Annotated in this window: 22 protein-coding genes; 4 read left to right on the top strand and 18 right to left on the bottom strand. The window is 42.4% G+C overall.

Translation table 11 applies throughout. The features are described from left to right. Position 1 precedes the first annotated feature (1 nt). The 3 genes from GM612_RS08960 to GM612_RS08950 form a co-directional block, all read right to left on the bottom strand. A complete protein-coding gene (locus GM612_RS08960) occupies positions 2–445 on the bottom strand; it encodes a universal stress protein (protein WP_155432040.1) in 444 nt (147 codons plus the stop codon). Between the two features lie 96 nt (positions 446–541). Beyond that, positions 542–2,059, bottom strand: coding sequence for a PH domain-containing protein (locus tag GM612_RS08955; RefSeq protein ID WP_173021259.1), 1,518 nt, complete (start codon positions 2,057–2,059; stop codon positions 542–544). Continuing rightward, on the bottom strand, positions 2,046–2,522 hold the full coding sequence (locus tag GM612_RS08950; RefSeq protein WP_155432038.1) for a PH domain-containing protein: 477 nt from the start codon (positions 2,520–2,522) through the stop codon (positions 2,046–2,048). The genes GM612_RS08955 and GM612_RS08950 overlap by 14 nt, the downstream gene beginning before the upstream one ends. Before the next feature lie 211 nt (positions 2,523–2,733). On the opposite strand from GM612_RS08950, the gene GM612_RS08945 reads away from it, so the two are divergent. Continuing rightward, positions 2,734–3,348 (top strand): hypothetical protein, encoded by a 615-nt coding sequence (locus GM612_RS08945; RefSeq protein WP_155432037.1) that lies wholly within the window; start codon positions 2,734–2,736, stop codon positions 3,346–3,348. 156 nt (positions 3,349–3,504) lie between these two features. Here the strand turns inward: GM612_RS08945 and GM612_RS08940 are convergent, their stop codons facing one another. The 4 genes from GM612_RS08940 to nrdD all read right to left on the bottom strand — a co-directional run bounded on the left by GM612_RS08940 (position 3,505) and on the right by nrdD (position 9,275). Then, the gene (locus GM612_RS08940) at positions 3,505–4,701 is read right to left on the bottom strand and encodes an MFS transporter (RefSeq protein WP_343031868.1); all 1,197 of its coding nucleotides are present in this window, start codon (positions 4,699–4,701) and stop codon (positions 3,505–3,507) included. A gap of 167 nt (positions 4,702–4,868) precedes the next feature. Next, complete coding sequence (locus GM612_RS08935; protein WP_343031866.1) at positions 4,869–6,239, bottom strand: NAD(P)/FAD-dependent oxidoreductase; 1,371 nt, start codon at positions 6,237–6,239, stop codon at positions 4,869–4,871. A 235-nt stretch (positions 6,240–6,474) separates the two neighbouring features. Further along, the gene (gene nrdG, locus GM612_RS08930) at positions 6,475–7,065 is read right to left on the bottom strand and encodes an anaerobic ribonucleoside-triphosphate reductase activating protein (protein ID WP_155432035.1); all 591 of its coding nucleotides are present in this window, start codon (positions 7,063–7,065) and stop codon (positions 6,475–6,477) included. Positions 7,066–7,076: 11 nt separating this feature from the next. After that, the gene (nrdD, locus tag GM612_RS08925; RefSeq protein WP_155432034.1) at positions 7,077–9,275 is read right to left on the bottom strand and encodes an anaerobic ribonucleoside-triphosphate reductase; all 2,199 of its coding nucleotides are present in this window, start codon (positions 9,273–9,275) and stop codon (positions 7,077–7,079) included. A 780-nt stretch (positions 9,276–10,055) separates the two neighbouring features. Here nrdD and GM612_RS08920 point away from each other — a divergent pair. Beyond that, the gene (locus GM612_RS08920) at positions 10,056–10,703 is read left to right on the top strand and encodes a LysM peptidoglycan-binding domain-containing protein (protein WP_155432033.1); all 648 of its coding nucleotides are present in this window, start codon (positions 10,056–10,058) and stop codon (positions 10,701–10,703) included. A 114-nt stretch (positions 10,704–10,817) separates the two neighbouring features. Here the strand turns inward: GM612_RS08920 and GM612_RS08915 are convergent, their stop codons facing one another. From GM612_RS08915 to GM612_RS08875, 9 genes are all read right to left on the bottom strand, one after another. Then, on the bottom strand, positions 10,818–12,200 hold the full coding sequence (locus GM612_RS08915; RefSeq protein WP_155432032.1) for an APC family permease: 1,383 nt from the start codon (positions 12,198–12,200) through the stop codon (positions 10,818–10,820). A 251-nt stretch (positions 12,201–12,451) separates the two neighbouring features. Continuing rightward, a complete protein-coding gene (locus GM612_RS08910; RefSeq protein WP_155432031.1) occupies positions 12,452–13,003 on the bottom strand; it encodes a nuclear transport factor 2 family protein in 552 nt (183 codons plus the stop codon). Between the two features lie 16 nt (positions 13,004–13,019). Further along, on the bottom strand, positions 13,020–13,496 hold the full coding sequence (locus GM612_RS08905; protein ID WP_155432030.1) for a VOC family protein: 477 nt from the start codon (positions 13,494–13,496) through the stop codon (positions 13,020–13,022). 21 nt (positions 13,497–13,517) lie between these two features. Next, on the bottom strand, positions 13,518–14,006 hold the full coding sequence (locus tag GM612_RS08900; RefSeq protein ID WP_155432029.1) for a VOC family protein: 489 nt from the start codon (positions 14,004–14,006) through the stop codon (positions 13,518–13,520). Between the two features lie 37 nt (positions 14,007–14,043). Next, the gene (locus tag GM612_RS08895) at positions 14,044–14,676 is read right to left on the bottom strand and encodes a 4'-phosphopantetheinyl transferase family protein (protein ID WP_155432028.1); all 633 of its coding nucleotides are present in this window, start codon (positions 14,674–14,676) and stop codon (positions 14,044–14,046) included. Positions 14,677–14,726: 50 nt separating this feature from the next. After that, positions 14,727–15,128 (bottom strand): Zn-ribbon domain-containing OB-fold protein, encoded by a 402-nt coding sequence (locus GM612_RS08890; protein ID WP_155432027.1) that lies wholly within the window; start codon positions 15,126–15,128, stop codon positions 14,727–14,729. 25 nt (positions 15,129–15,153) lie between these two features. Continuing rightward, positions 15,154–16,470: a thiolase family protein gene (locus GM612_RS08885; protein ID WP_155432026.1), complete on the bottom strand. Its 1,317-nt coding sequence runs from the start codon at positions 16,468–16,470 to the stop codon at positions 15,154–15,156. 63 nt (positions 16,471–16,533) lie between these two features. Beyond that, complete coding sequence (locus GM612_RS08880; protein WP_155432025.1) at positions 16,534–16,764, bottom strand: acyl carrier protein; 231 nt, start codon at positions 16,762–16,764, stop codon at positions 16,534–16,536. Positions 16,765–16,814: 50 nt separating this feature from the next. Further along, a complete protein-coding gene (locus tag GM612_RS08875; RefSeq protein ID WP_155432024.1) occupies positions 16,815–17,819 on the bottom strand; it encodes a phosphate acyltransferase in 1,005 nt (334 codons plus the stop codon). Between the two features lie 109 nt (positions 17,820–17,928). Here GM612_RS08875 and GM612_RS08870 point away from each other — a divergent pair, with 109 nt between their 5' ends. Then, positions 17,929–18,516, top strand: coding sequence for a TetR/AcrR family transcriptional regulator (locus GM612_RS08870; protein WP_155432023.1), 588 nt, complete (start codon positions 17,929–17,931; stop codon positions 18,514–18,516). A gap of 384 nt (positions 18,517–18,900) precedes the next feature. Then, a complete protein-coding gene (locus GM612_RS08865) occupies positions 18,901–19,863 on the top strand; it encodes a 3-hydroxyacyl-CoA dehydrogenase family protein (protein ID WP_155432022.1) in 963 nt (320 codons plus the stop codon). Between the two features lie 112 nt (positions 19,864–19,975). On the opposite strand, the gene brnQ is transcribed toward GM612_RS08865, so the two are convergent. Together brnQ and GM612_RS08855 are read right to left on the bottom strand one after the other, a co-directional pair. Next, entirely contained in the window at positions 19,976–21,313 is a 1,338-nt protein-coding gene (brnQ, locus tag GM612_RS08860; protein ID WP_155432021.1) for a branched-chain amino acid transport system II carrier protein, read from the bottom strand. A 166-nt stretch (positions 21,314–21,479) separates the two neighbouring features. Continuing rightward, positions 21,480–21,998: a GNAT family N-acetyltransferase gene (locus GM612_RS08855; protein WP_155432020.1), complete on the bottom strand. Its 519-nt coding sequence runs from the start codon at positions 21,996–21,998 to the stop codon at positions 21,480–21,482. Between the last annotated feature and the right edge of the window lie 203 nt (positions 21,999–22,201).

Raw genomic sequence — 22,201 nt, 5'->3', positions numbered from 1 at the left:
ATCACCGAACAACCAGCACTGAGATTGGTGAGTATTTTGCCATATAGGCTGCTTGGGAGCCGAACCGTTTTCGCAACCCCTTCTTGGCCAGTGACCCAATGACTAACAGATCCGGCTTAACCTCAGGAATAATCTCCTTAATTATGGTTTCACCTGGGTCACCTTCCGAGATAATGGCGTTGACCTTTTTAATGCCGAACCGCATGGCTAAATCACGATAATCTAAAATGTGCTTTTCAAGCTCATCACGCTTACCATGCACAAAATCTTTACTTAAAGCCTGGTAAACGTTCATTTCATCAGATTCCAGAATTGATGTGATGGTCAGCTCAGCTTCGTCAGTCTTTGCTCGATTCATTGCGTACCGAAACGCCAGCTGTGCATCTGGAGAATCATCGACCCCCACTAGAATATGCTTAAACTTTTTCGGATCTAACTCTGACATCCCAAACACCTCCCTTATTGCGCACTACTCCAAGGATCACACGAACTTTGACTTCGCCTTCATTGTACCAAAATTAGCCCTGAGCACCAACTAATTCTAATCCGTTTGGCCGCGATACCAGCCATAGATCTGCTCAGCATCCGCCAACGCTAAATAACGAACTCGAAGTGCCTGAACATCGTCACCCTGACGGATATTTAGGATTAAATGTGCCAGCTCGACGCGTTTCATCCAAATCGACTGTTTGATGCTTACCGACTGCAATTTAGGCTTCGCGACAATCACCGTATCACGTTGAAAATGGCTTCCCACTCGAATGGCCAAATGAGTCGCATCAATTTGCCTGATACCCATTTGACGACCGGCGTACAACCCCATCAACACCGCTAGCGGCATCAATAGCAGTGACCACCACCCCCATGGCCGCAACCAATAGACCAGTGGGACAACGGGGATGAGCGACAGCCAAACTGCATTTCGAATCATTCGCCAACGCCCAGCCCAACTGATTGGGTCAAATGCAGGCAGGTCCGTCGGCACCCAGTTAATAAACCGGTGAACGATGGGCACTTTACTGCGATCAATCACTGGCAGCATAACCAGATTGTTTTCATCTTCTGCTTTCGTTGCCGTGGATGCCAGCACTAATTGAACGGAGACTAATCCTAACAGTTGGCGAAGAACAGTCTGCCTAAAGATCACCGCTTGAATTCTGCTTTGACTAGCCGATATCGTGTTGCGTTGAAAGAACCCCTTTTCCGTTGTTAACTGCTGGTTTCGCTTCGATAGTACAAAATGATAATAGCGTTGAACAATCGTTAGATAACTGACAATTGTGCCTAATAACAGTGAAAAAATGAGGACGGCAATAATGATCAAAAAGCTGTAATGAACGAAAGTATTGACTGCTTGATTCATAACTCGATCAGGTAAGAGATCATCTAATTTACTGTACAGCCATAACAGACCCAGTAAAATTGGCACCACGCCAACTGACGTCAACGCATAGGTATTTAAATCACGCCAAGAAATTTTATATTTCTCACCTGCTGATACAGCGGCTGAACGATTCTGCTCTAATTCCGGACTACGATTCGAATCTTCCCGTTGTTCAGCAACGGGTTGCGATTGAGCTGCAATCACTGAGCTTGAGTTGGATACTGCTGATGACGGGTCTTGAGACTGTTTATTCACCAACTTCTGCAACTGGTCCACCACTCGCTGACTAACAGCTGGCAGGCTGCCCTCCGCCTCATCATGCGATTGGCCGGCCGTTTCGATACTGACCGCCAGCACGTGAAAGGGCTTAAAGTAAAACCACTGCTGCCGCTGCAACGTTTGAATCTTAGCGTAAGGGATGTGCACCTGTTTGCGAAAAATCACACCAGAATGAATCGTAATCGCCTGGTTACCAATTTCAAAACGGTACCACCAGTATCTGACCACCGCCATGATAGTCAGCAGAAGAAAGCACCCGGCAGTACCAAGCAATTCAAACGTGCGGCTTCCGTTAGAAAAGAGGACAACTGGGACCAGCCAGAATAAACTTGCCATGTAACGAAACCAGAACACAACGATTGCCAGCGGATTCAAGTGACGTCTAATCGGTGTCATCATCAACCACCCCCGTTGCTAACGTCATGATCTGCTCTTTAAGCTGTTCTGCAGTTACCGGCAGTACCGACTCAATTTTATGCGTGGTCGCCGCTGTTTCAATATTGACCGTCTGCAAATGCTGCCACTGAAGAATTGGTCCAGCCTCAAGTGTCACGTTTTGTATGCGACTGATTGGAATTGCCGTTAACACATGGAAAAAGAATCCCGACTCAATTTCAACTGAATCTGTTGATATGCGGTAGCGCCAATAACGGTACCGGTACGGAATAATAGCAAATCCTATAAGTGTGTAAACGACTGTCAACGCTAAAGCAGCAAGTACCAGCCACTGCCACCAACCCCAAAAATGCTGTGCAAACAGTAAGCCACCCGTGATCAAAAGTCCAAAGATCAGTGTTCCCAGGGCACTGATTCGCCACACGACTTTGATCTTTTCGGGCAGTGCATCACCTTTGATCATCGCTAATTTCCCCTTTGTATTTAGTACCCTAAGTTTACAGGATTTCAGACCTATAGAGTAGCAATAATCCTCAAAATGAGTGAAATAAATGGTAATTGTTCAGCGAATTCGTTTACATTTGAGAATTATATCCCAATCACTTGACCGGCTATCATGGACGTGGTAAGGTGCACGATAGTGAATTTTAAAACTGTTTATAAAGGAGTAGATCATGCGGAAAACCATTGCAATTACAGGTCTATGGCTGGCGTTACTTGGGGGAACTTTTGTTGCACCTTCGTCTTCATCGGCTAAGTCACTACCGAGAGTCAGTACCTCAAAATTATCGTACGCATCTTCAAAACTGAAGGTTCGAGTTAAGGCGCCGAAAGCTGCAACACGGATCGCAGTTAGATATAATCGGCACACCACTTACTATAAAGTGAAGAAAAGTTACGCGGCGGTCAACTACAAGTTCACCGGTTATAAAACCTTTGAACTTTACGGGACCACAGCCAAGCATCATCGAGTAACTCAAGTGAAGAAACTGTCTTACAACGCTTATGCAACTCCGGAAATCGTAAACTTCGGTGAGTCGCGCACAAGTGACGCTGCTAACATCACGATTCATACCCTTGGCACTCACCAACAAGTCACTGTATATAACGGAAATAAGTCGATTAAGAGTGGTAATACCGGCAAGGGCAAGACGGTTCGATTCAATTTAACGCTGACCCAGTACCGACCAAAACTAACGTATCGGGTAAAAGCGAGTGACCGCAAATCCAGTTTGGCTTTTAGCATTCCCTACTTAAAAACGGTTGGTAATCTAGACGCCATCAACTAATTCGTCGACGCTATGTCTAGGCAGAATATGATTTAAAAAAAGCAATGATCAGCTTCGAACACCCGAAACTGATCATTGCTTTTTTAGCCGGCGCTAATTGAAGTATCCTAATCAACTGCCAACATCCAGCCGTTAAGAAACAGCTAGAATCAATTGTCAATCTGCATCAGGACTTGGATCTCTCTTTGATCGATGCGTTTTAATGACACTGTTTAATAACCAGATCAATCCCAGCGAGATAACGGCGTAAACAGCAGCTCCCCAACTAATGTGGTTAACACCGATTACCCCGACGAGAATTGAACCCGTTGCTGAACCTAAGGAGATGCCGAAATTAAAGAAAATCGAATTTAGCGACGATGCTAAGACCAATGACTGTGGATAATCCCGTTCAGCAGTGTTTAAAAAGTGCATCTGCATCGGCGAATTAGAAATCGTGACGATTAAACTCAGGATTAGAATCAACCCGAAGCCGATGATTTTACTACTCAGTGTGAATGGCAAGAGGATCAAAACGATAATATCGACAACGTAGAATTTAGGTAGCGCACGCAGACCGCCATGTTCTGCTAACCGTCCCGACCACTTGTTACTAATGATATTCATAATCCCAATGAGGAATAATAAGATGTTCAGACTAGTTTTACTAAAGCCCATTGATGTCGTCAAGAGTGGCCGGATATAGGTGTAATAGCCGTACATGGTGGCGGCGGTGAAGAGCACCAGCGCAATCCCGACGTAGATTCGACGGTCCTTTAACAAGCTAAGTTGCCCACGAATAGAACCCTGGACTTGTTCAACGCGTTTCGGTAGTAACCAGAACAGTAGGGGCAAAATAACGATCGTCACTACTGAAACTGCAAAGAAAGCGTAACGCCAGCCATACGCTGTACTGATCGTTGTTCCAATCGGCACACCAAAGACCGAGGCAATACTAAAACCAGCGAAGATCCACGAAACAAGGCTGGCCCGCTTATTCCGCGGTGCCACCGTAGTTGCGAAAGTCATGATCAACGAAATAATCGAGCCAGCAACACTTGCTGAAATAACTCGTGAGACTAACATAAACCAGTAGTTGGTGGCAAAACCGCTCAGGGTGTTACCCACCCAGAAAATCCCAATCAGTATCATCAAGACTTTAAACCGATTGTATTTACTAGTCAAAACCGTTATGAACGGCGTACTAACAGCGTAGACGGTCGCAAAGACGGTCACCAAATACCCGACGGCTGCGATGCTGACCTGCAGATGCGTCGCGATATCAGACAGGATCCCAACCACCATAAATTCGTTGCAACCAAGCATAAAAGCAACCAGTACGAATACGATGGCTTGTAAACGGTACTTACTCACTACCATTCCCCCTCAAAAGATTATTTCACTGTTAGTAGCTTACTACATTTTGGATAGAAACATTAGTTTAATTACTGGAGAATTCATTTTTATTGGCCAGCAGCAAAAACGACGTCCCCTTTTGGAGGCGTCGTCGGAAATAACTATTTCAACATTCGCTAATCAATCTAGAATTGCGGTTCGCCCAAAGCATGCTGAGCAGCTAAGTTCAGTAAACTCCATTGACGGTCGAAACCTGGTTGGAAGAAGAAATCGGCTTCAGCTAAATCTTCAACTCGTAAGTGCTGCTGAATAGCCAACGCTAAGACGTTGCCATCAGCGGTAATATCGTATTTGGATAATACCGCGCCACCTAACAATCTGTGGGTCTGCGGGTCAAAAACCAAGTTTACACACACTTGCGGATTCCCATTTTTAGCCGGAACATAGCTTGGACGCAGGGTATCAGCATAGAAGGATGATTGAATCGTAACGTGACTTCGTGCAGCAGTGAAACTATTTAAACCGCTAGCCGCGAAGTGGTAGTCAAATACACTGAGGGCGCTGGAACCAACCAGACCGCTGAATGGTGCTGCTGGTGCAGCTGAAAAAATATTTTTAGCCACGTAACGTGCTTCACGACGGGTCACGGTAGCCAGGGCAATCGGTACTTTTGTCTGTGCGGCTTGTGAGTATACGAGGGTGGCATCACCAATCGCGTAAACGTCAGGTAGATTTGTTCGTAAGTATGGATCAGTTTCAATGAATCCCCGTTCATCAAGGTCCACAGTCCCTTTGAGCCACTCGGTAGCTGGTTCGACACCAGCTGCTTGAATGACCAAGTCAGCAGGCACATCACCGGAATCAGTCTGAACTGCTGTGACACTACCAGTGCCCTTATAGCCTTCAATTTTAGCGCCTAACTTAAGTGCAACACCATGATCCTTCAATTCCTGGCTAAGAATATCCGTCATATCAGCATCCAGATACGTGCCTAATGGGCGGTCGATCATGTCAAGCAGCGTCACGTTCTTTCCGGCTTTACTGCTGGCCTCAGCAGCTTCGATACCGATGTAGCCAGCACCGATAATGGCAATGTTCTTTACATTAGGATCCGCTAACTTAGCCTTAATTTTATTGGCCCAGTCATAACCACGCATCAAAAAGACGTTTTCAAGGTCAGCACCAGGTACAGGGAGTGATTTTGGCCGAACACCCGAACTCAAAATTAGCTTATCGTAAGGATAATCCTGAGTGGTGTCCGCCTTAAGATCATGCACGGTCACCGATTTAGCATCAGCATTGATGGCTGTGACTTCGTGGTTGCTCAAAACATGAGCGCCCCGTTTTGTCAGCTCTTCTGGTCGGAAATTCCGGACATCATTAACGTCTGTAACTTGGTTTTCTAAGAACAGTTCCATTCCACAGGACATGAACGAGACGAAGTCACCGGCTTCAAACATTGTAACATCAGCATTTGGATACCGATGCAATAATTCCAGCACGCTTTGATGACCACCGTGAGATGCACCTACAACAATAATCTTTGGCTTGTCCACAATAATTCCTCCTTGGTAAAATCCACAACAGATTTGGCCGTGCACAATTCAATCGACCTATGTCTATTTTATGATGTTGAAAGCGGTTAATCAATAGTCAAAATACCATTCAGCTCTTCTAATAATAACGGTAAGACTCAGGCCTAAAATAAGCGCTAAGTACTGAATCCTAATTCATGAACTCAATGCTTAACGCTTATTTGAACAGCACTAAGTTGACGCTTAAGACTGCCGCTTATTTTACTAATTTATCCCAAATGACAACGTTTCCGGTCTTCAAAGACTCTGGAACGTTGATGATTCGTTGGTTGCTGCTGCCACGAAACTGCAGGGTCAGATCCATCTTAGCCTGAAGAAAACGACCATCAACCAAGATATCAAGAAGACTGAGAAGTTCCTTCTTGTCATCGGATTCCTTCATTAATTCGTCCCAGGTATATCCAGTCCAGCTCCAAATGTCCTTATCGTGCCCGAATTCCTGACGAACTCGGTGGCATAAACGGTTGCAGACCTGTGTGTTTAAAAACGGTTCACCACCTAGCAACGTTAAGCCCTGAACGTAAGATTGACTCAGATCATCAATGATTCGGTCTTCCAGCTCTTGTGTATACGGGGTTCCAAAATGGAAGTTTTGCGCCACTTTATTGTAGCAGCCTGGGCAGTCAAACTTGCAGCCGCTCACGTAGAGACTGCACCGTACACCCTCGCCGTCCACAAAGTTAAACGGTTTGTAGCTGGCGATTCGCTGTTCACTTAGATCTGCTGCCTGCCATTCCTGGGGCTGGGGATTTTTGGGTAAACGAACTCTCTTTTGTTTTGTTGGCATAACTGACCCCCTTACTGTCGAGCCATATCAGTTTGGTCATTGCCCAACGTCATGTGCTTGACCCGGCTAGCAATTTCCACGTGACGGCCGTGAACCATTGGTCGTTGGTTAGGATTGCCAAGGTAGCCGCAGGTCCGCTTAACAACGTCACAGGTTGCGGGGTCATGATTGCCGCACTTTGGGCATTCAAAGCCCCGGGCAGTTGGCTTGAATTCACCCTTGAAGCCACACTTGAAACACTGATCAATCGGCGTGTTAGTACCAAGATAACCAATTCGGTCGTAGGCATAATCCCAAACGGCTTCCAGTGCCTTTGGATTTTGCTTCAAATTCGGGTATTCGCAGTAGTGAATGAAGCCTCCTGCACTGTAAGGCGGGTAGTCCTTTTCAAAATCAATCTTCTCAAATGGCGTTGGCGCCTTCCGAACATCGTAGTGGAAACTATTGGTGTAGTATTCCTTATCGGTAATGTCTTTGATGCGGCCAAACTTCTTGATATCAGCTTGGCAGAAGGTATTCGTCAAACTTTCAGCTGGCGTTGCGTAAACGCTGAAGTGGTAGCCATATTCGTCTTCCCACTTCTTGCAGCTGTTATAAAGTGCCTTCACAACATCGACCGTAAACTTCTTGGCTTCGGGATTATGTTCCCAGGTTGGGCCGTAAAATACAGTGCCAACTTCATACAAGCCAATATAGCCGAGTGAAACGGTAGCACGGCGGTTCTTGAACAGTTCGTCAACTGAATCTTCCGGCTTCAGGCGCTTACCAAAAGCACCGTACTCATACAAAATCGGTGCGTTTTCCGGCGAAGCCTGCTTTGCCCGGTTAACTTTAAAGACCAAGGCTTCTTTGCAGATACCGAGCCGTTCCTTAAGAATAGCCCAGAACTTATCCTTATCGCCCTTTGATTCTAGGGCAATCCGTGGCAGATTCAGGGTCACAACGCCAAGGTTCATCCGCCCAGCATTGACTTCTTTACCATTTTCATCTTTCCAGCCCTGCAGGAAACTCCGGCAGCCCATTGGTGCTTTGAAGGAACCAGTTAATTCAACGATTTTATCGTACATCAAAACGTCAGGGTACATCCGCTTAGTGGCACATTCAACGGCCAGCTCTTTAATGTCATAGTTTGGATCGCCAGGTTTAAGGTTTAAACCGCGCTTGATCGTAAAGACTAACTTAGGGAAGATCGCGGTTCGCTTTTCCTTACCTAGACCTTCGATACGCACGTTCAAAATCGCCTTTTGAATCTCGCGTTCGACCCAACTAGTTCCCAGACCAAAGCCCAGCGTTGTAAACGGTGTTTGACCCTGTGATGAATAGAGGGTATTGATCTCATATTCAAGGGCCTGCATAGCGTCATCGATATCTTTGATCGTCTTCTTCTTGGCAAAGGCTTCTTGACGGTCTTGACCATCGATCCATTCCTTCGCATCGACCAAGTGTTTCTGATAGTTCTTCAGTGCAAATGGTGCTAACAACTGGTCGACCCGGTCAGCCGAGCAGCCACCATATTGACTAGAAGCAACGTTGGCAATGATTTGAGACATTTGAGCCGTTGCCGTTTGAATGGAGTGCGGCGGCTCAACTTCGGCATTACCAATCTTGAAGCCATGGTTTAGCATTTCTTTGAAATCGATCAAACAGCAGTTAGTCATCGGGCTGTATGGCTGGTAGTCTAAATCGTGCCAGTGAATATCGCCCTTCATGTGTGCGTTAGCAACTTTTTCTGGCAGCATCTTCAGGCCCATTGTTCTTGCAACGGTGCCAGCGGTCAAATCACGCTGAGTATTAAAGACGTTACTATCTTTATTGGCGTTTTCGTTAACCACTGTTTCATCTTTATGTAATAACTTCTGAATCGTAAAGTTGATATCCGTGGCTTGACTACGCTTGAGGTCCTTTTGCGCGCGGTAGTTAATGTAGGCCTTTGCCCACTTAAGCTGGTGGCGTTCCATCAGTTCGTGTTCAACAATACTTTGAATCTCATAAATTTTAACGTCGTCCTTAAACCGATTGCTAATTTCGGTCAAAACGGCATCCATCACGTCATCAATAGCTTGATTATCTTTGTCCGTCAAAGCGTCTTCAACAGAGAGTGCGGCACGCTGAATAGCCCGTTTGATCTTACTAGAATCAAACTTAACGGCTCGGCCGTCACGCTTGAGGACGGTTAACGTTTCAATTGTTAATTCTTTAGCCTCTTGCATCCTGATCAACTCTTTCATGTTTTTCTACCAGCTACCTATATTGTGTGGTGGCTGACTACAAACTACATGATATAGTGTTCACATCGGTCCTGCAACCATATATTGTGTGCAATTTGAAAGAATTGCCGAATATTACCACAATATATAGTATCCGGTTTCAGAATATTCCAGAATCATATTTGGTGAGATCATGACGTAAAAATACAATTAGTCTTTCATAGTTGCTGTTAGGTGAAATGGTCATCAGGTTTCTCCATTGACGACCACCTTTTGATCTGCTGAGTGGCCGTTAATCATCGATTGTTTCTATACTATAGTAGTTTAATAGCATAATTCTCCAATTTGCAAATCAACTGCCAGCCATTTTCCTAAAATAATGACTTGTAAACGGAAAATACTCCCGAGGATTCTCAAATATCGAGAAAATCAACCTAGAATTCACGAAATTCAATCGAAATCAACGTCAAAAAATCTGTTTCTGACCCAAGATCATATTTCTAAAACCGAGAATCCAGTAATAAACTTAATATCCAACCAGGAAATATGCTGGTGAATCGTCTCAAATCACCCATGTCCTGACAACAATACGGCCTCTTTCTGAGAAGAAAATGGTTTATTTCAAATATTACAAAAACTCAGTTTATTGTTGCAGATTGACTTACGTTCTTAAATTGTGTGATACGTCCAGGTAACACCCAGCCTGTAAACTCGGTCGTGTTGATTGATACGGATCGACACATTGATGGACCCTTACAGGTTTAAATTATAGGAGTGTATATCTTGAAAAAATTTGTTACTACGATTCTCGCTACATCCGCAGCCGCTGTTGGCCTTTTCTTTGCCGGTGCAACAAGCGCAAATGCTTCGACAACTTACACAGTTAAGTCAGGCGATTCAGTATGGAACATCTCACAGACGTTCAACACGACTGTAAACGCAATCGAAAAAGCCAACCACTTAAGCAACAGCAACATGATCTACGTTGGCGACAAGCTGATCATTCCTGATGGTTCTACGACTACTAGTCAATCAGCAACCACGACTACGACGCCAGCAACCACCAGCCAAGCAACTACTGGTTACAAGCAGTCAGCAACAAACTACAACAACCAATCATCAACTGCTTCAACTAACCAGTCAACTGGTACCACTGCGACAACCTCTAACTCAGGTGCTTCAAGCTACAATGGTGGCAGCACTAAGAGTTACGTTTTGAGCCAGATGGCTTCACGGACCGGTGTTTCAGCTTTAACTTGGAACGCCATCATCACTCGTGAATCCGGCTGGAACTCAAGCATCCGCAACAGTTCAAGTGGTGCTTATGGTCTGTTCCAAAACATGCACATCAGTAGCGGTGACGTTACTAGCCAAGTGAACGCGGCAGTTTCGCTGTACAAGTCACAAGGTATGAGTGCTTGGGGCTACTAAGATAGACCTAAATTAAATTAGTATATTTAAAATGCCAAGAAGTCAGTGAGCTGATTTCCTGGCATTTTTTAGTATCTTTAAATACTTAATGAGCCATCTGTATTTAAGTAACTACTATCCCACTTGATCCGAATTATAGTGGTGTCGAAAGCCCCAGTAAACCATCGCACCAATTGCTGGCACAACTAGTCCCAAAACTGAAGTTACTGGATCATCAATGAAATTGTTACCAAGAATAATTAAGAAAGCAACCGCAGCAATAACCACCGTCCAAGGATAAGCCCATACTTTATAAGGCCGGGGCGTATTCGGCTGACGGTGCCGCATAACGGGTACCGCCAAAACTGACAATAAGTTGAAAATGGCACCAGAAAATACCACTAATGAAGTCAACTGATCCAATTCCCGAGTCATTACTAATCCAATTGAAATGAGCATCTGAATAAATAAACTGAAATCAGGTGTTCGGTACTTTGAGTTAATATGGGCGAAAGACCTCCACAATAAATGATCTCTCGCTGCTGCATAATAGTACCGGGCAAAAGCTAAAATCATACCATTCAGTGAACTGATCATCGCTAACACCATGGCGCCAGCTACAAGTACCGTACCAAACTGGCCCAGAAAACTACGGGCTACATCCGTCCCTAAGTACAGCTGATTGTGTTGAATTGTATTGCTAATTTGACCAAACGGCAATGATCGATAAATGGCTAAATTGAATAATACATAAACAATCGTGGTAAATCCAACTGATAAAATCAAAGCCCGTGGCAGGTTTCGTTGTGGATTCTTCATTTCTCCTGCGACGGCGTTCAAGTTGGTCCACCCTTCGTAAGCCCAAAGTGAAGCAATCACCGCAAAGGCCAACATTTGAATGAACCCGACTGGACTAACGTGTCCTGTATGTGGTGCTAATGTTAGATTGGGATCATAATGACCCCAGAATAGGCCCAAGAGAATAATCAAAATCAACGGTAGTACCTTTAATACATTAAAAAGATTTTGTACCCATTCACCAGTATCCACGCCGAAATAGTTGATTAACGTGAAAATAACAATCAGCACGATTGCCCATATTTTCACCATCTGCCCATTCATGGGGAGAAATGTTTTTAGCGCCATCGGCAACGCAATCGCAATGGCTGCAATCGAGCCTGGCCCACCAATGACCATACTTTGAAAATTGAACATATAGCCAACTACCGGTGAATATGCATCCGACAAATAAACGTAAATACCACCGGTGGCCGGATTCATAGCACCTAACTCAGCAAAGCAAAGACTACCAAGTAAGGTAACCAGTCCACCAATTAACCAAGCCAACAGTGCCAGACCCATTGACATACCAGCTCTTTGAAGTACATAAGACCCAATGTAGAAAATACCTGAGCCAATCATAATACCAATGAGAATGTTGCTACCGCCAAATACACCAATTACCTTTTTAAGTTGTGGAGGTTCTTCAGACTGCTTGTTTGGATCCGAATGTACCATTCAAAACACCACCCTTTTCACCGGCTATTCTAGCAAAAGGTGATGATATCGTCACTGGATTTAAGTAAGCGGTTTCAAAATAAATTAATAGAATCTCCCATATAATTATTAAAAACCTGCGTTCATATAAAAAAGGTCAATTTATGAATAATTGACCCTCTTTAACCTTTTGTACTAACATATCGTTCAAAAAGAAACTAGAAAAAATAACACTTCAAAGTTGACAGACCTTGCTGAGATTTTAATCTAAGTTACTGATTATCACCCATTTTCAACTTCTCTGCTGTCAATTGCTCATGGGTAATAGCCGGGTCCTTCTCTTGATCTCGTAATCCAAGTTGCTCCTTTGGAATTTCTCGCCAACCACCAGCATTATCATCACGTTGAAAGTCTAATAAAAGGCGTCGTTGAGCTATTCGCCACTCGCCTTCTCGCTTCTCAAAGCGGTCAACATATCGACCCCACAATGTCACATGCTTCCCATGCCACTTATGTTGCATTGTCGCACGGTGATTAGCCATCAAATAGGTTTCAACGTAAGCAACATCACCATCCAATTCAATATAACAATTACCTAGGAAGTGCTGGGTTCGCTCAAAGTCGCGCATTTCTTTAGATAGAAACTTGACAAAGCCATCAACCGGTCCTTGATAAACGTCCCCGGGGAAACCAATGAGTGCGTCTGAGAAAAAGGCACTTCGAATTAGATCTTCGTCAATGCGATCAAGTCCACGGCAATATCTTGTTAGAACATCATGTATTTCTTCACGATCAATTAAATCCTGCACAGTTAAATGATTCATATTAATATTCCTCCTATTATTCTTGTCCACTTTCAATTAACTCTAGAGTGACACCAAATGGGTCAATAAACGTACAGACTTTTAACCATCCACCACCTGGTGCGTTTAACATAGTTGGTTTACATAAAAAATCGATATCATTTCGAGCAGTTAACTTGGTATAAACGCTATCAATATCATCAACTCCAAAAGCCATTCTGGTTATTCCTAACCGGTTAAGGTCTTTTGGCGGACGAGAAGTGTTTGGCTTTGGTTTAATATATTGAACTAAGTCAATTACCGTGGCATTTTTTGTTTCGCTTCCCTCAAGATGATCCGCATTGATTTCAATATCTTCACCAGGAAGTCCTAAAACATCTCCCTTACTTTTTTCATTTCGTAATGAACCAATTGATTTTAATCCCAGAACACCAACATAAAATTTTAAAGCATCTTCGATATTTTCCACAGTAACGCAAACATGAAATAATCGTTTAATATAGTTATTATCCATCTTTCAGTCCTGCACTTTCTCCTATTTTGTCATTGGTGGTTGCGATAACGTGATAAAAATTCCAAAAGGATCTTTGAAACTGCACCATCTAGCAGTCACAGTTACAGCAGGTTCTACGATTAGAATATTCTTTGGTTCGCAAACCACTTCTACGCCTTCAACGCTTCTGATATCATCCAATGCCTCATCGACATCATTAACCTCTAGAGCCAAACGAGTAATTCCAATATTATTTTGCTGCGTGTAAGGCTGTGAACTCAACAAAGTTTTAGGATCTGTATACTCGACAACATTAATTTCTGTTGCCTCACTTGGATCCGTGCTTTCTGAGATCAAATGCTGAGCTTTCAAATGAATTTCATCTTCATCAAAGCCAAGCAAACGACCATCCGCTTTATCGTTATCAGTCTCAAAATCGGATCTAAATCCTAATACATCACAGTAGAAATTTAGAGCTCGCTCTAAATTAGGTACAACAATACACACATGCATTAATTTTGTGACCTTCATTCCGACACCTCATCTTTTAGAAAATATTTTTAATTCGTTAAACGGTAAATTTTATAGAGTCAAACTTGAAATTGGCCAGCTCATTCGTTGCAGTACAAATCATATGCTGATTGTAAGAAGTGAAGTGTAAACTAACATTGTTAATCTGACCAACACGTAATTGTGAATCGAGCCATAGGCCTTGCCCATCTAATTTGACCGTAGCTTCAAGTTGAGTCCACATCTCTCCAAATCTTTGAGGACTAATATCAGCTTGCTCATCATAATTGTCACCATAAGCTTTTTTTAGAGCCAACCGACTATTACGATCCACCTTATCTGGCAAAGGCTCAACATCAACTCCCACAGCCTGATTAGCGATTGCAAGTACCGCTAAAGATCCCGCGTGAGAAATACTAATTTCTCTGGAATGATCAGCAAGATAAGGCTTTCCATGTTGTCCAAAATAAATGTCGTTAACTGAATGGACACCTAATTCTCGTTCTAATAACAGACCAACACCAAGTTCCAATAATTGATTTTGCTTGCTTTTACAATTTGCAGCTTTGGTTAAATAGTAAGGTGAAACAGATTCGTATTTTGCTGCCATCATTAGGCGAGAAATCATCAGCTTTTGTACATTCAGTACATAGCATTTTACGGTTGGTAATGAATTTGTCATGATTTCCAAAAATTTGCGGCCACCTTTCGAATGGCAAACTCGACTCACAATAAGGTACATTAATGGCTCACAACTTCAAATATTACACGACTAAATCCAGTTGCCATCTTGACTATTTTGGCTTTTACTGGAATTGGTAATTTAGCATGCAATTCATCTGCATTTTTTTGTGAGATACCCTCAACGATATTCATCACTATTGGTCCTTCCTGTAGACGTACGTGACCAACAGCATATGGCATCCAGTCCTTGTTTTGAACTAGAGCACCAATGGCTGGAACAAATTCAACGACTTCACCTTTCCCACTCAATTCAATCCAGTCAGTATGATGCCCACCACATTTATTGCAACTGTATACCGGTGGCCATTCAACATTTCCACAATCTTCACATTTTCTTCCGAGTATCTTTCCCTCTTCTAGCGACTGGTAATATCTCTTTACAGTTAAGTCTGGTTTCATAATTTTTCTCCTTTCGACGACTAAATTAATATTTATCTGGAGAACCGAGTGCAATCATAATGGTCCCTTGTGCCCCACCTTGCGCTCGAATGAGACTTGTTTGGGGAGTTTTCTTAACCTGAATTGCGCCAGCTTCGCCACGCATTTGCTTAACGGCCATGCTTATCATCAGCAAACCACCTGCACCGTAACAATGACCGAAACATTGAGTCCCGCCCCCTGGATTAAAGGGCTTATCACCATCAAATGCGGTTCTTCCATCTTTGAAATACTCCCAAGCCTGGCCTTCGGGAATATATCCAACTTGTTCAACCACAGGTAACGCTTCAGTAATCATGAAGTTTGGTGATAGTAGTAAATCAATGTCCTTACCAGAGAGTCCTGTTCTTTCGTATAACTGACTAGTTGCTTCCTTAGTCATTGAATTTAAGTTAAATGGATGAATATGATCCAGAAACGAGTTGCCTGTACCAAGTACCTTTATCGGTGTGTTCTTCGAAATTTTTTGAGCTATATTGCTGGCACAAACTATCACGGCAGCTGAACCATCAGCATACTTGGTAGTACCACTAACCCGAACATAGTTAGCTATTTTAGGATTGTGAGGTGATTTCATATATTCATGCACATCATCATAGCCAGCCTTTTTGGCAAGTTGAACATAAGATTCGTCCATAATAGCGTCAGGGCATAAGGCAGCGGAACGACTATCACTAATAGCCAAACCATTCAATGCATCATCGATTTGATCAGAAGTTACTCCATATTTATTCATATAATAAGGGATATAATCTTCCATCATTCCTACGCCTTCATCGGTACTATATCTTGTATAAGCTGTGTCAGTCCATTGAGTTGCAGCAATTTTATGAAGCTCATCAGCAGTTTGTGGTTCTCTGAAGCACGCTGGCATATTGGGCTTTGGACGACTTTGAGCAATATCAACTCCACCAGCTAAAACCACATCATATTTACCAGACGCGACCGCCATAACGGCAGTATCAAAGGCTATTGCTGGAGAAGTGCAGGCAGATTCTGTATGCCATGAGGCTTTACCTCGCATTCCTAGCCAATCTTCAACGAAGACATTCGGATTAATAACTTGTGAAGTCTCGGTAAAAAGTTGACTATATGCAAGAGCATCAATATCTTTCCCAGTAATTCCTGCGTCATCCATTGCTGAAATTGCTGAAAGAGCAAATAATTCTTGTTCGGTAATACCATTCCATTCAGGGTGCTTATGCGTTAGCATCCACGGAGAATTACCCACCCCAATAATAGAAACGTCACGAGCATAATTCCCAACTTTTGTATGAAAAGTATTGTTATAAGTATTTGACATGATTATTCCTCCTACTTGTTTTTAATACAAATTTTAAGGTGCCTTCTAAACAAAAGTGGTAGTCTACTTTTTGTAATATTCAACATAGTCTCCAATGGTTTTAAGATTCTCAGCTTCATCTGCATCAGGTGCTGATCCTAAGCTGCCTTCAAGCATTGCGGCCAAAGTAAACATGTTAATCGACTTTAATTCTAGGTCCTCTTCAATACGAGTTTTCATAGACAGCTCTGAGGCTGATTTCCCTGTTGTCTCTGCAAAAGCCCCAATAACTTTGTTTTTTATGCTTGTATCCATAGTAATGACCTCTTTTTTTAAATAATTTGTTTAGCATGAGAATAACTAGTCTAAATCTGCTGGTTTTGACCTTGAAATTCCAAAGCCGCCATAAAGCTGACCCCAACAATGTCATCAACTGTAGAGCCACGAGACAAATCACTCACGGGTTTATTAAATCCTAGTAGAAATGGGCCATATGCACTAGCATCACCTAATTGTTGAACAAGTTTAAAACCGATGTTAGCAGCATCTAAGTCTGGAAAAATTAGAATATTGGCCCTTCCTGCTACTCCGCTAGCCTTTTTCATCTTTCTGTGGGCTACGGCTGGATTCAAAGCGGCATCAGCTTGCATTTCTCCGTCTATTTGCAGATGTGGCGCACGCTCTTTAGCGATTTCTAATGCTTTAACAACATGCTCCACATCTGGGTGTTTAGCGCTGCCCTGAGTTGAAAATGATAGCATTGCAACTCTAGGCTTCCATCCGAACAAACGCCCGGCACTTTGTGCGCTAGTAATGGCTATATCAGCCAATTCGGAAGAATTCGGATGAGGATTAACTCCCGGATCGGCGAAAATCAGAGCATGATCGCCAGCACCTTGGTAATGAGGCGTTTGCATTACCATTAATGACGATGGCGCACTAATACCTTTTTTTAAGCCGATAATCTGTTTACTATTCTGAATTACATCGGCACTTGTATTAATCGCACCAGCAACCATAGCATCAGCATCACCAAAGCGTATCATTGCTGCCCCTAATCCAAGAGGCTTCTTAATAACTACCCTAGCAGCTATCTCTGGAAAACCTGTTTCCTTGGCAAACAACTGAACGTAATCATCAAGCTTTTCAAAATGTGACGGATCGATAATTTCAATTCCATCCAAAGAAACATTTTCTGACTCTGCTTGAGAAACAATCTCACTCTCAGGACCAATTAAAATCGGTTTAACATTTTTTTCAGCATTCACTTTAACAGCAGCAATAAGAATCCTTAAGTCCGTGCCTTCAGGATAAATAATTCGAACAGGCTTATCAGAAATTCGCTTGCGTAATTTTGTGATAAAGTCCATTTTGACACCTCCAATTTATTTTGAATTTAGAAATTTAATGCTTTGATTACCATTCATTCGTTGCTTTCACATGTCCATTACTCTAAAATATTTGTTAAGGAGGTAAGACATGAGTAATTCAAAAGATCTCCGGGTTATTAAAACAAAAACAACAATTGAAAGGGCTTTCATTTCACTGCTAAAAAATAAATCCTTTGAGCGCATAACAGTCCAAAATATTTTGGACGAAGCTTTGATTAATCACAAAACGTTCTATGCTCACTATGCGGACAAGTACCAACTTGCAGATATCATTAGTGAAAACTTAATTAATAAATTTCAGCTTGCACTAACGAAACGTTTTAAGAAACCCGTTTTACCCACTGATAGTTCAGCATCCATGCGAACTTTCTATTTAACTATTTTCAAAGACCGAGAGGCTATGCTAGCTATGTTTAAGGTAAAAACAAATAACCATTACTTATGGGATGATTTAATGGATATTTTAAAATCTACCTATCATGACCATTTAACCTTCATTACTAAATCAGAACCTTCACACTTGGAAGCTGACTATCTTTGTTTATCTTATGCAGTCTTAGCTCTTAATTCTATTCAGTGGGCACTAACAATTGGTACAAGCGAAGCAATTGACACGGTAATTCGCGCCTATTCAAATAGCCTTCCTGCTCCACTTTGGCCACCTTCAAATTTCTAATATTGAGCTGCGTTTAGTTTTCTAAACCCCTCTCAACGATTAAATCGTAGCATCAAATAATTATACTTTACATGGACATTGATTGATTTTTTATACAAATAAGCAACAGAACTCTTTGGTTTTGTTGCTTATTTGTATATATCTTCACAAATTATATTATTTTTAAAATACCTTTAAATATAAAAAAAAAAAGTGTTATATATTCCTATATTCGTATTGGTCTCAATAATTCAGACTTTATATAGTTTTATTTTAGATTAAAGCGTTAACCATTTAAATTTAATTATTGTAATTTAATAAAAATAGTTATAAACTTGTAACAAAAATAGCCTTCCTTGTGAAATAAAAAATATGAATTTGGCCACCGTCTGAGAGGAACTTCTTATGACAATCAAAAAAATTAAAACTATTACAAACATTGGTGCAGGAACGATGGGCCACGCAATAGCGCTTCTTTTTGCACTAAAAGGCTATTCAGTTAACGTATTAGATACCTCTACAAAAGCTCTCAATGAGGGTTTTAAGAATATCAAAAAAGATTTAGAGATCTTTAATAGTGCTAATATTTTAACCGAACCTGATGTTGAAATTATAAACCGACTTCATTTCACAACTAACTATGAAGATGCTTTATCTTCCGTTGATTATGTAATTGAATCTGTTTCTGAAAATATGGCCGTAAAAAAATCTGTTTGGAAAAAAGTCGAAAATTATGTCACGGATGATACTATATTGGCCACTAACACTTCTGGTCTAAGTCCAACAGAAATTCAATCTATCTTGTCAAAGCCTGAACGTTTTGTAGTTGCGCACTTTTGGAATCCAGCTCAACTAATGCCACTCGTGGAAATTGTGCCTGGAGCTAAGACCAGTCAAAAAACAGTTAATATAACCGTTGAATTAATGAATCATATTGGAAAGCATGCTGTCCCTTTAAAAAAAGAATCACTTGGTTTTGTGGGTAACCGCATTCAAATGGCCGTTTTACGGGAGGCATTCAATATAATCCGCCAAGGCATCGCCTCCCCTCAATCTGTGGATGATATTGTTAGATACAGTTTGGGTCGACGGTGGAATCTAGTTGGCCCGGTGGCCAGTGCTGACCTTGGTGGACTTGATATTTTTAAAAATATAAGTTCATATATTTATGCAGATTTGTCGGCTGAAACTGGAACTGATCCTTCTCTAGAAAAACTAGTCGCTGAAAATAGCCTTGGTTTGAAGACTGGTAAAGGGTTCTTTGATTGGTCTGCTAAAAATGGTAAAAAAATAATTCGACAGCGTGATAAAGAGTTAATGAGCTTACTCAAAGCTAATTTATCTAAGAATAACGATTCACTAAAATAAAATTTATTGTAATTTACTAATTTAGAAATATTTAGTGATTTCAATTTATTGAATAAATACAAGTTAAAATGCATCACAGCAACCAGGCTGTGGTGCATTTTAACTTAATGTATTATCGTATCTCACCAGCGCTAAAAGACAATATCCAACCTACTAACAGCCCAATCAACGCTGGAACCGTCCAGCCCAAGCCAACGCTGAATCCGGGCAAAAACTGGCCAAGGTGCAGCAGACTGACAATCCAACCATGGTGTAAAGTCGCTGGCAGTGCATTTAACCCATCCAGCACCGCTGGAATAACCGTAAAAACCGTCACCGTCACAAATAACCAGCGTGATTCACCTAGGAAGCGGGTCAGCAATCCCATTAAAATCAGGGTGATAGCTAACGGATAGATAAAGTACAGCAGCGGCGTTGAAAAGGCCAGTAAACGATCTAAGCCAATATTGGCAAAAAGCAACGGTGCCGCACTGGCAAAAATAATCAGCCACGGATACGATGCCCGGGCAAAGAGTTCCTTAAAGGTGTCACCAAAGGCGGTTATGAGACCAATGGCGGTTTTTAGGCACGCCACGATTACCAATAACGCCAACAAAATGTTACCAAAACTACCAAAATAGGCGTGGGCAACGTTAGCTAGTACTGGACCGCCATTAGTTGCCCGTGAAAAACGCCCTAACGCGTTTCGTCCCAGTAAACCGAGTAGCCCATAAATCACTGCCATTAAGGCAACCGCAATACTACCGGCACGAATGGTATCAGTCGCAATTCTGGTCGGAGAAGTTACTCCTAACTGGCGGATCGCATTGACCACAATAATACCAAATGCCAAAGCTGCCAGGGCATCCATGGTGGAATAACCCGCTGTAAAACCGGTGGCTAATGGCACGGTTGCGTATTCACCCACTGGACTAGCACCGTGTCCCATTGGCTTAATCAACACCATGAGGAGCAAAGCAGCTAACAAAATCAAAAAGGCCGGTGTCAAAAACTTGCCAACGTAGACCATGATTTTGCTCGGTTTGCGTGCAAACCACCAGGCTAGCAGAAAGAACAAGATCGAGTACACCAGCAACCCAAACGTCTGTTGATGGCTGTCAACAAAGGGGCTCAACCCCACTTCAAACGAGATGGAGGCCAGCCGGGGCAACGCAAACAACGGTCCGATACAGAGGTAAAGCAAAACGGTGAAAACGTAGGCGTAAGGCCGACTCACGCGCTGGGCGAGCTGGAACACCCCTTCGGATTTAGTGATTCCGATGGCTGCCACTCCCAGTAACGGAAGCCCAACCCCCGAAATCAGAAAACCAATCATGGCCGGCCAATAATTAGTACCTGCCTGCTGGCCTACGAAAACTGGAAAGATTAGGTTTCCAGCACCAAAAAACAAGCCAAACAGCATCATCCCAATAAAAATAAGGTTATGAAGACTCAATTTTTGTGAAGACATTTGTTCAATTCTCCCGTGAATAATTTCTAACTCTATTTTACGTGAAATTGGCCCTGGATTGGGAGTGAAAACGATGAAAATTTCCCTGGGATTCGCGAGAGTCCCTTTAATAACATGTTCAGAATTAAAAAATGACGCTCACTTTCGAACGTCACCACGGATTCATTTACCCTAGTTGTTTCTTCATCAAAACGTCGCGCTGGCGGGAATTACCCAGCATAAACAGATGATCATCAAACATTTCAAAGCCAAATTGCTCATAAAATTTTTGAGCAGCGTGATTTCGTTCCCACACACCCAGCCAAACAAACTGCTTACCAAGCTGATAACCACGGCTGAGAGCGAACTTCATCATTTGGCCGCCGTACCCGCGCCGTTTGAAACCCGGTCGAACGTAGATCCGTTCAACTTCCAGTGCGTCACCGCCCTGCTCTTCAGACTGGGCGTCGCCAACGTTAAGTTTCAGATAGCCGACGATATTGTTATCATGCTTCAAAAAATAAAACTGCGAGTTAGGATTATCCATTTCTGCTTGCAGAGTCTTCAAACTATAAGCATTGTCCAAGTAAGTCTTCATGTCCTCATCAGAATTAAACGGGCCAAAAGTATCGCTAAACGTTTCTAAACTGATTGCGCGTAATTCTGCTAAATCAGCTTCTGTTAATGCTATCATTTCATCTGCCATAAGCATTCACCACTCCACATATGTGTTATCGATACCACCAATTATATTCTATGCCATTTCTCATGGCACTTTCAAGCAACACGATAGCATGGAATGGCAAAACAATGCCGTTCATGATGAATGTGAGGCAATATCCGGTACAGACTATCGGACTAAATGCAGTTGAAAAGCATTTTAATAACTCATCAATTTTTAATATTTAC

The organism is Secundilactobacillus folii, assembly GCF_009720675.1.
Lineage (GTDB): Bacteria > Bacillota > Bacilli > Lactobacillales > Lactobacillaceae > Secundilactobacillus > Secundilactobacillus folii.
This window is presented reverse-complemented; position numbering and strand designations above follow the sequence as displayed.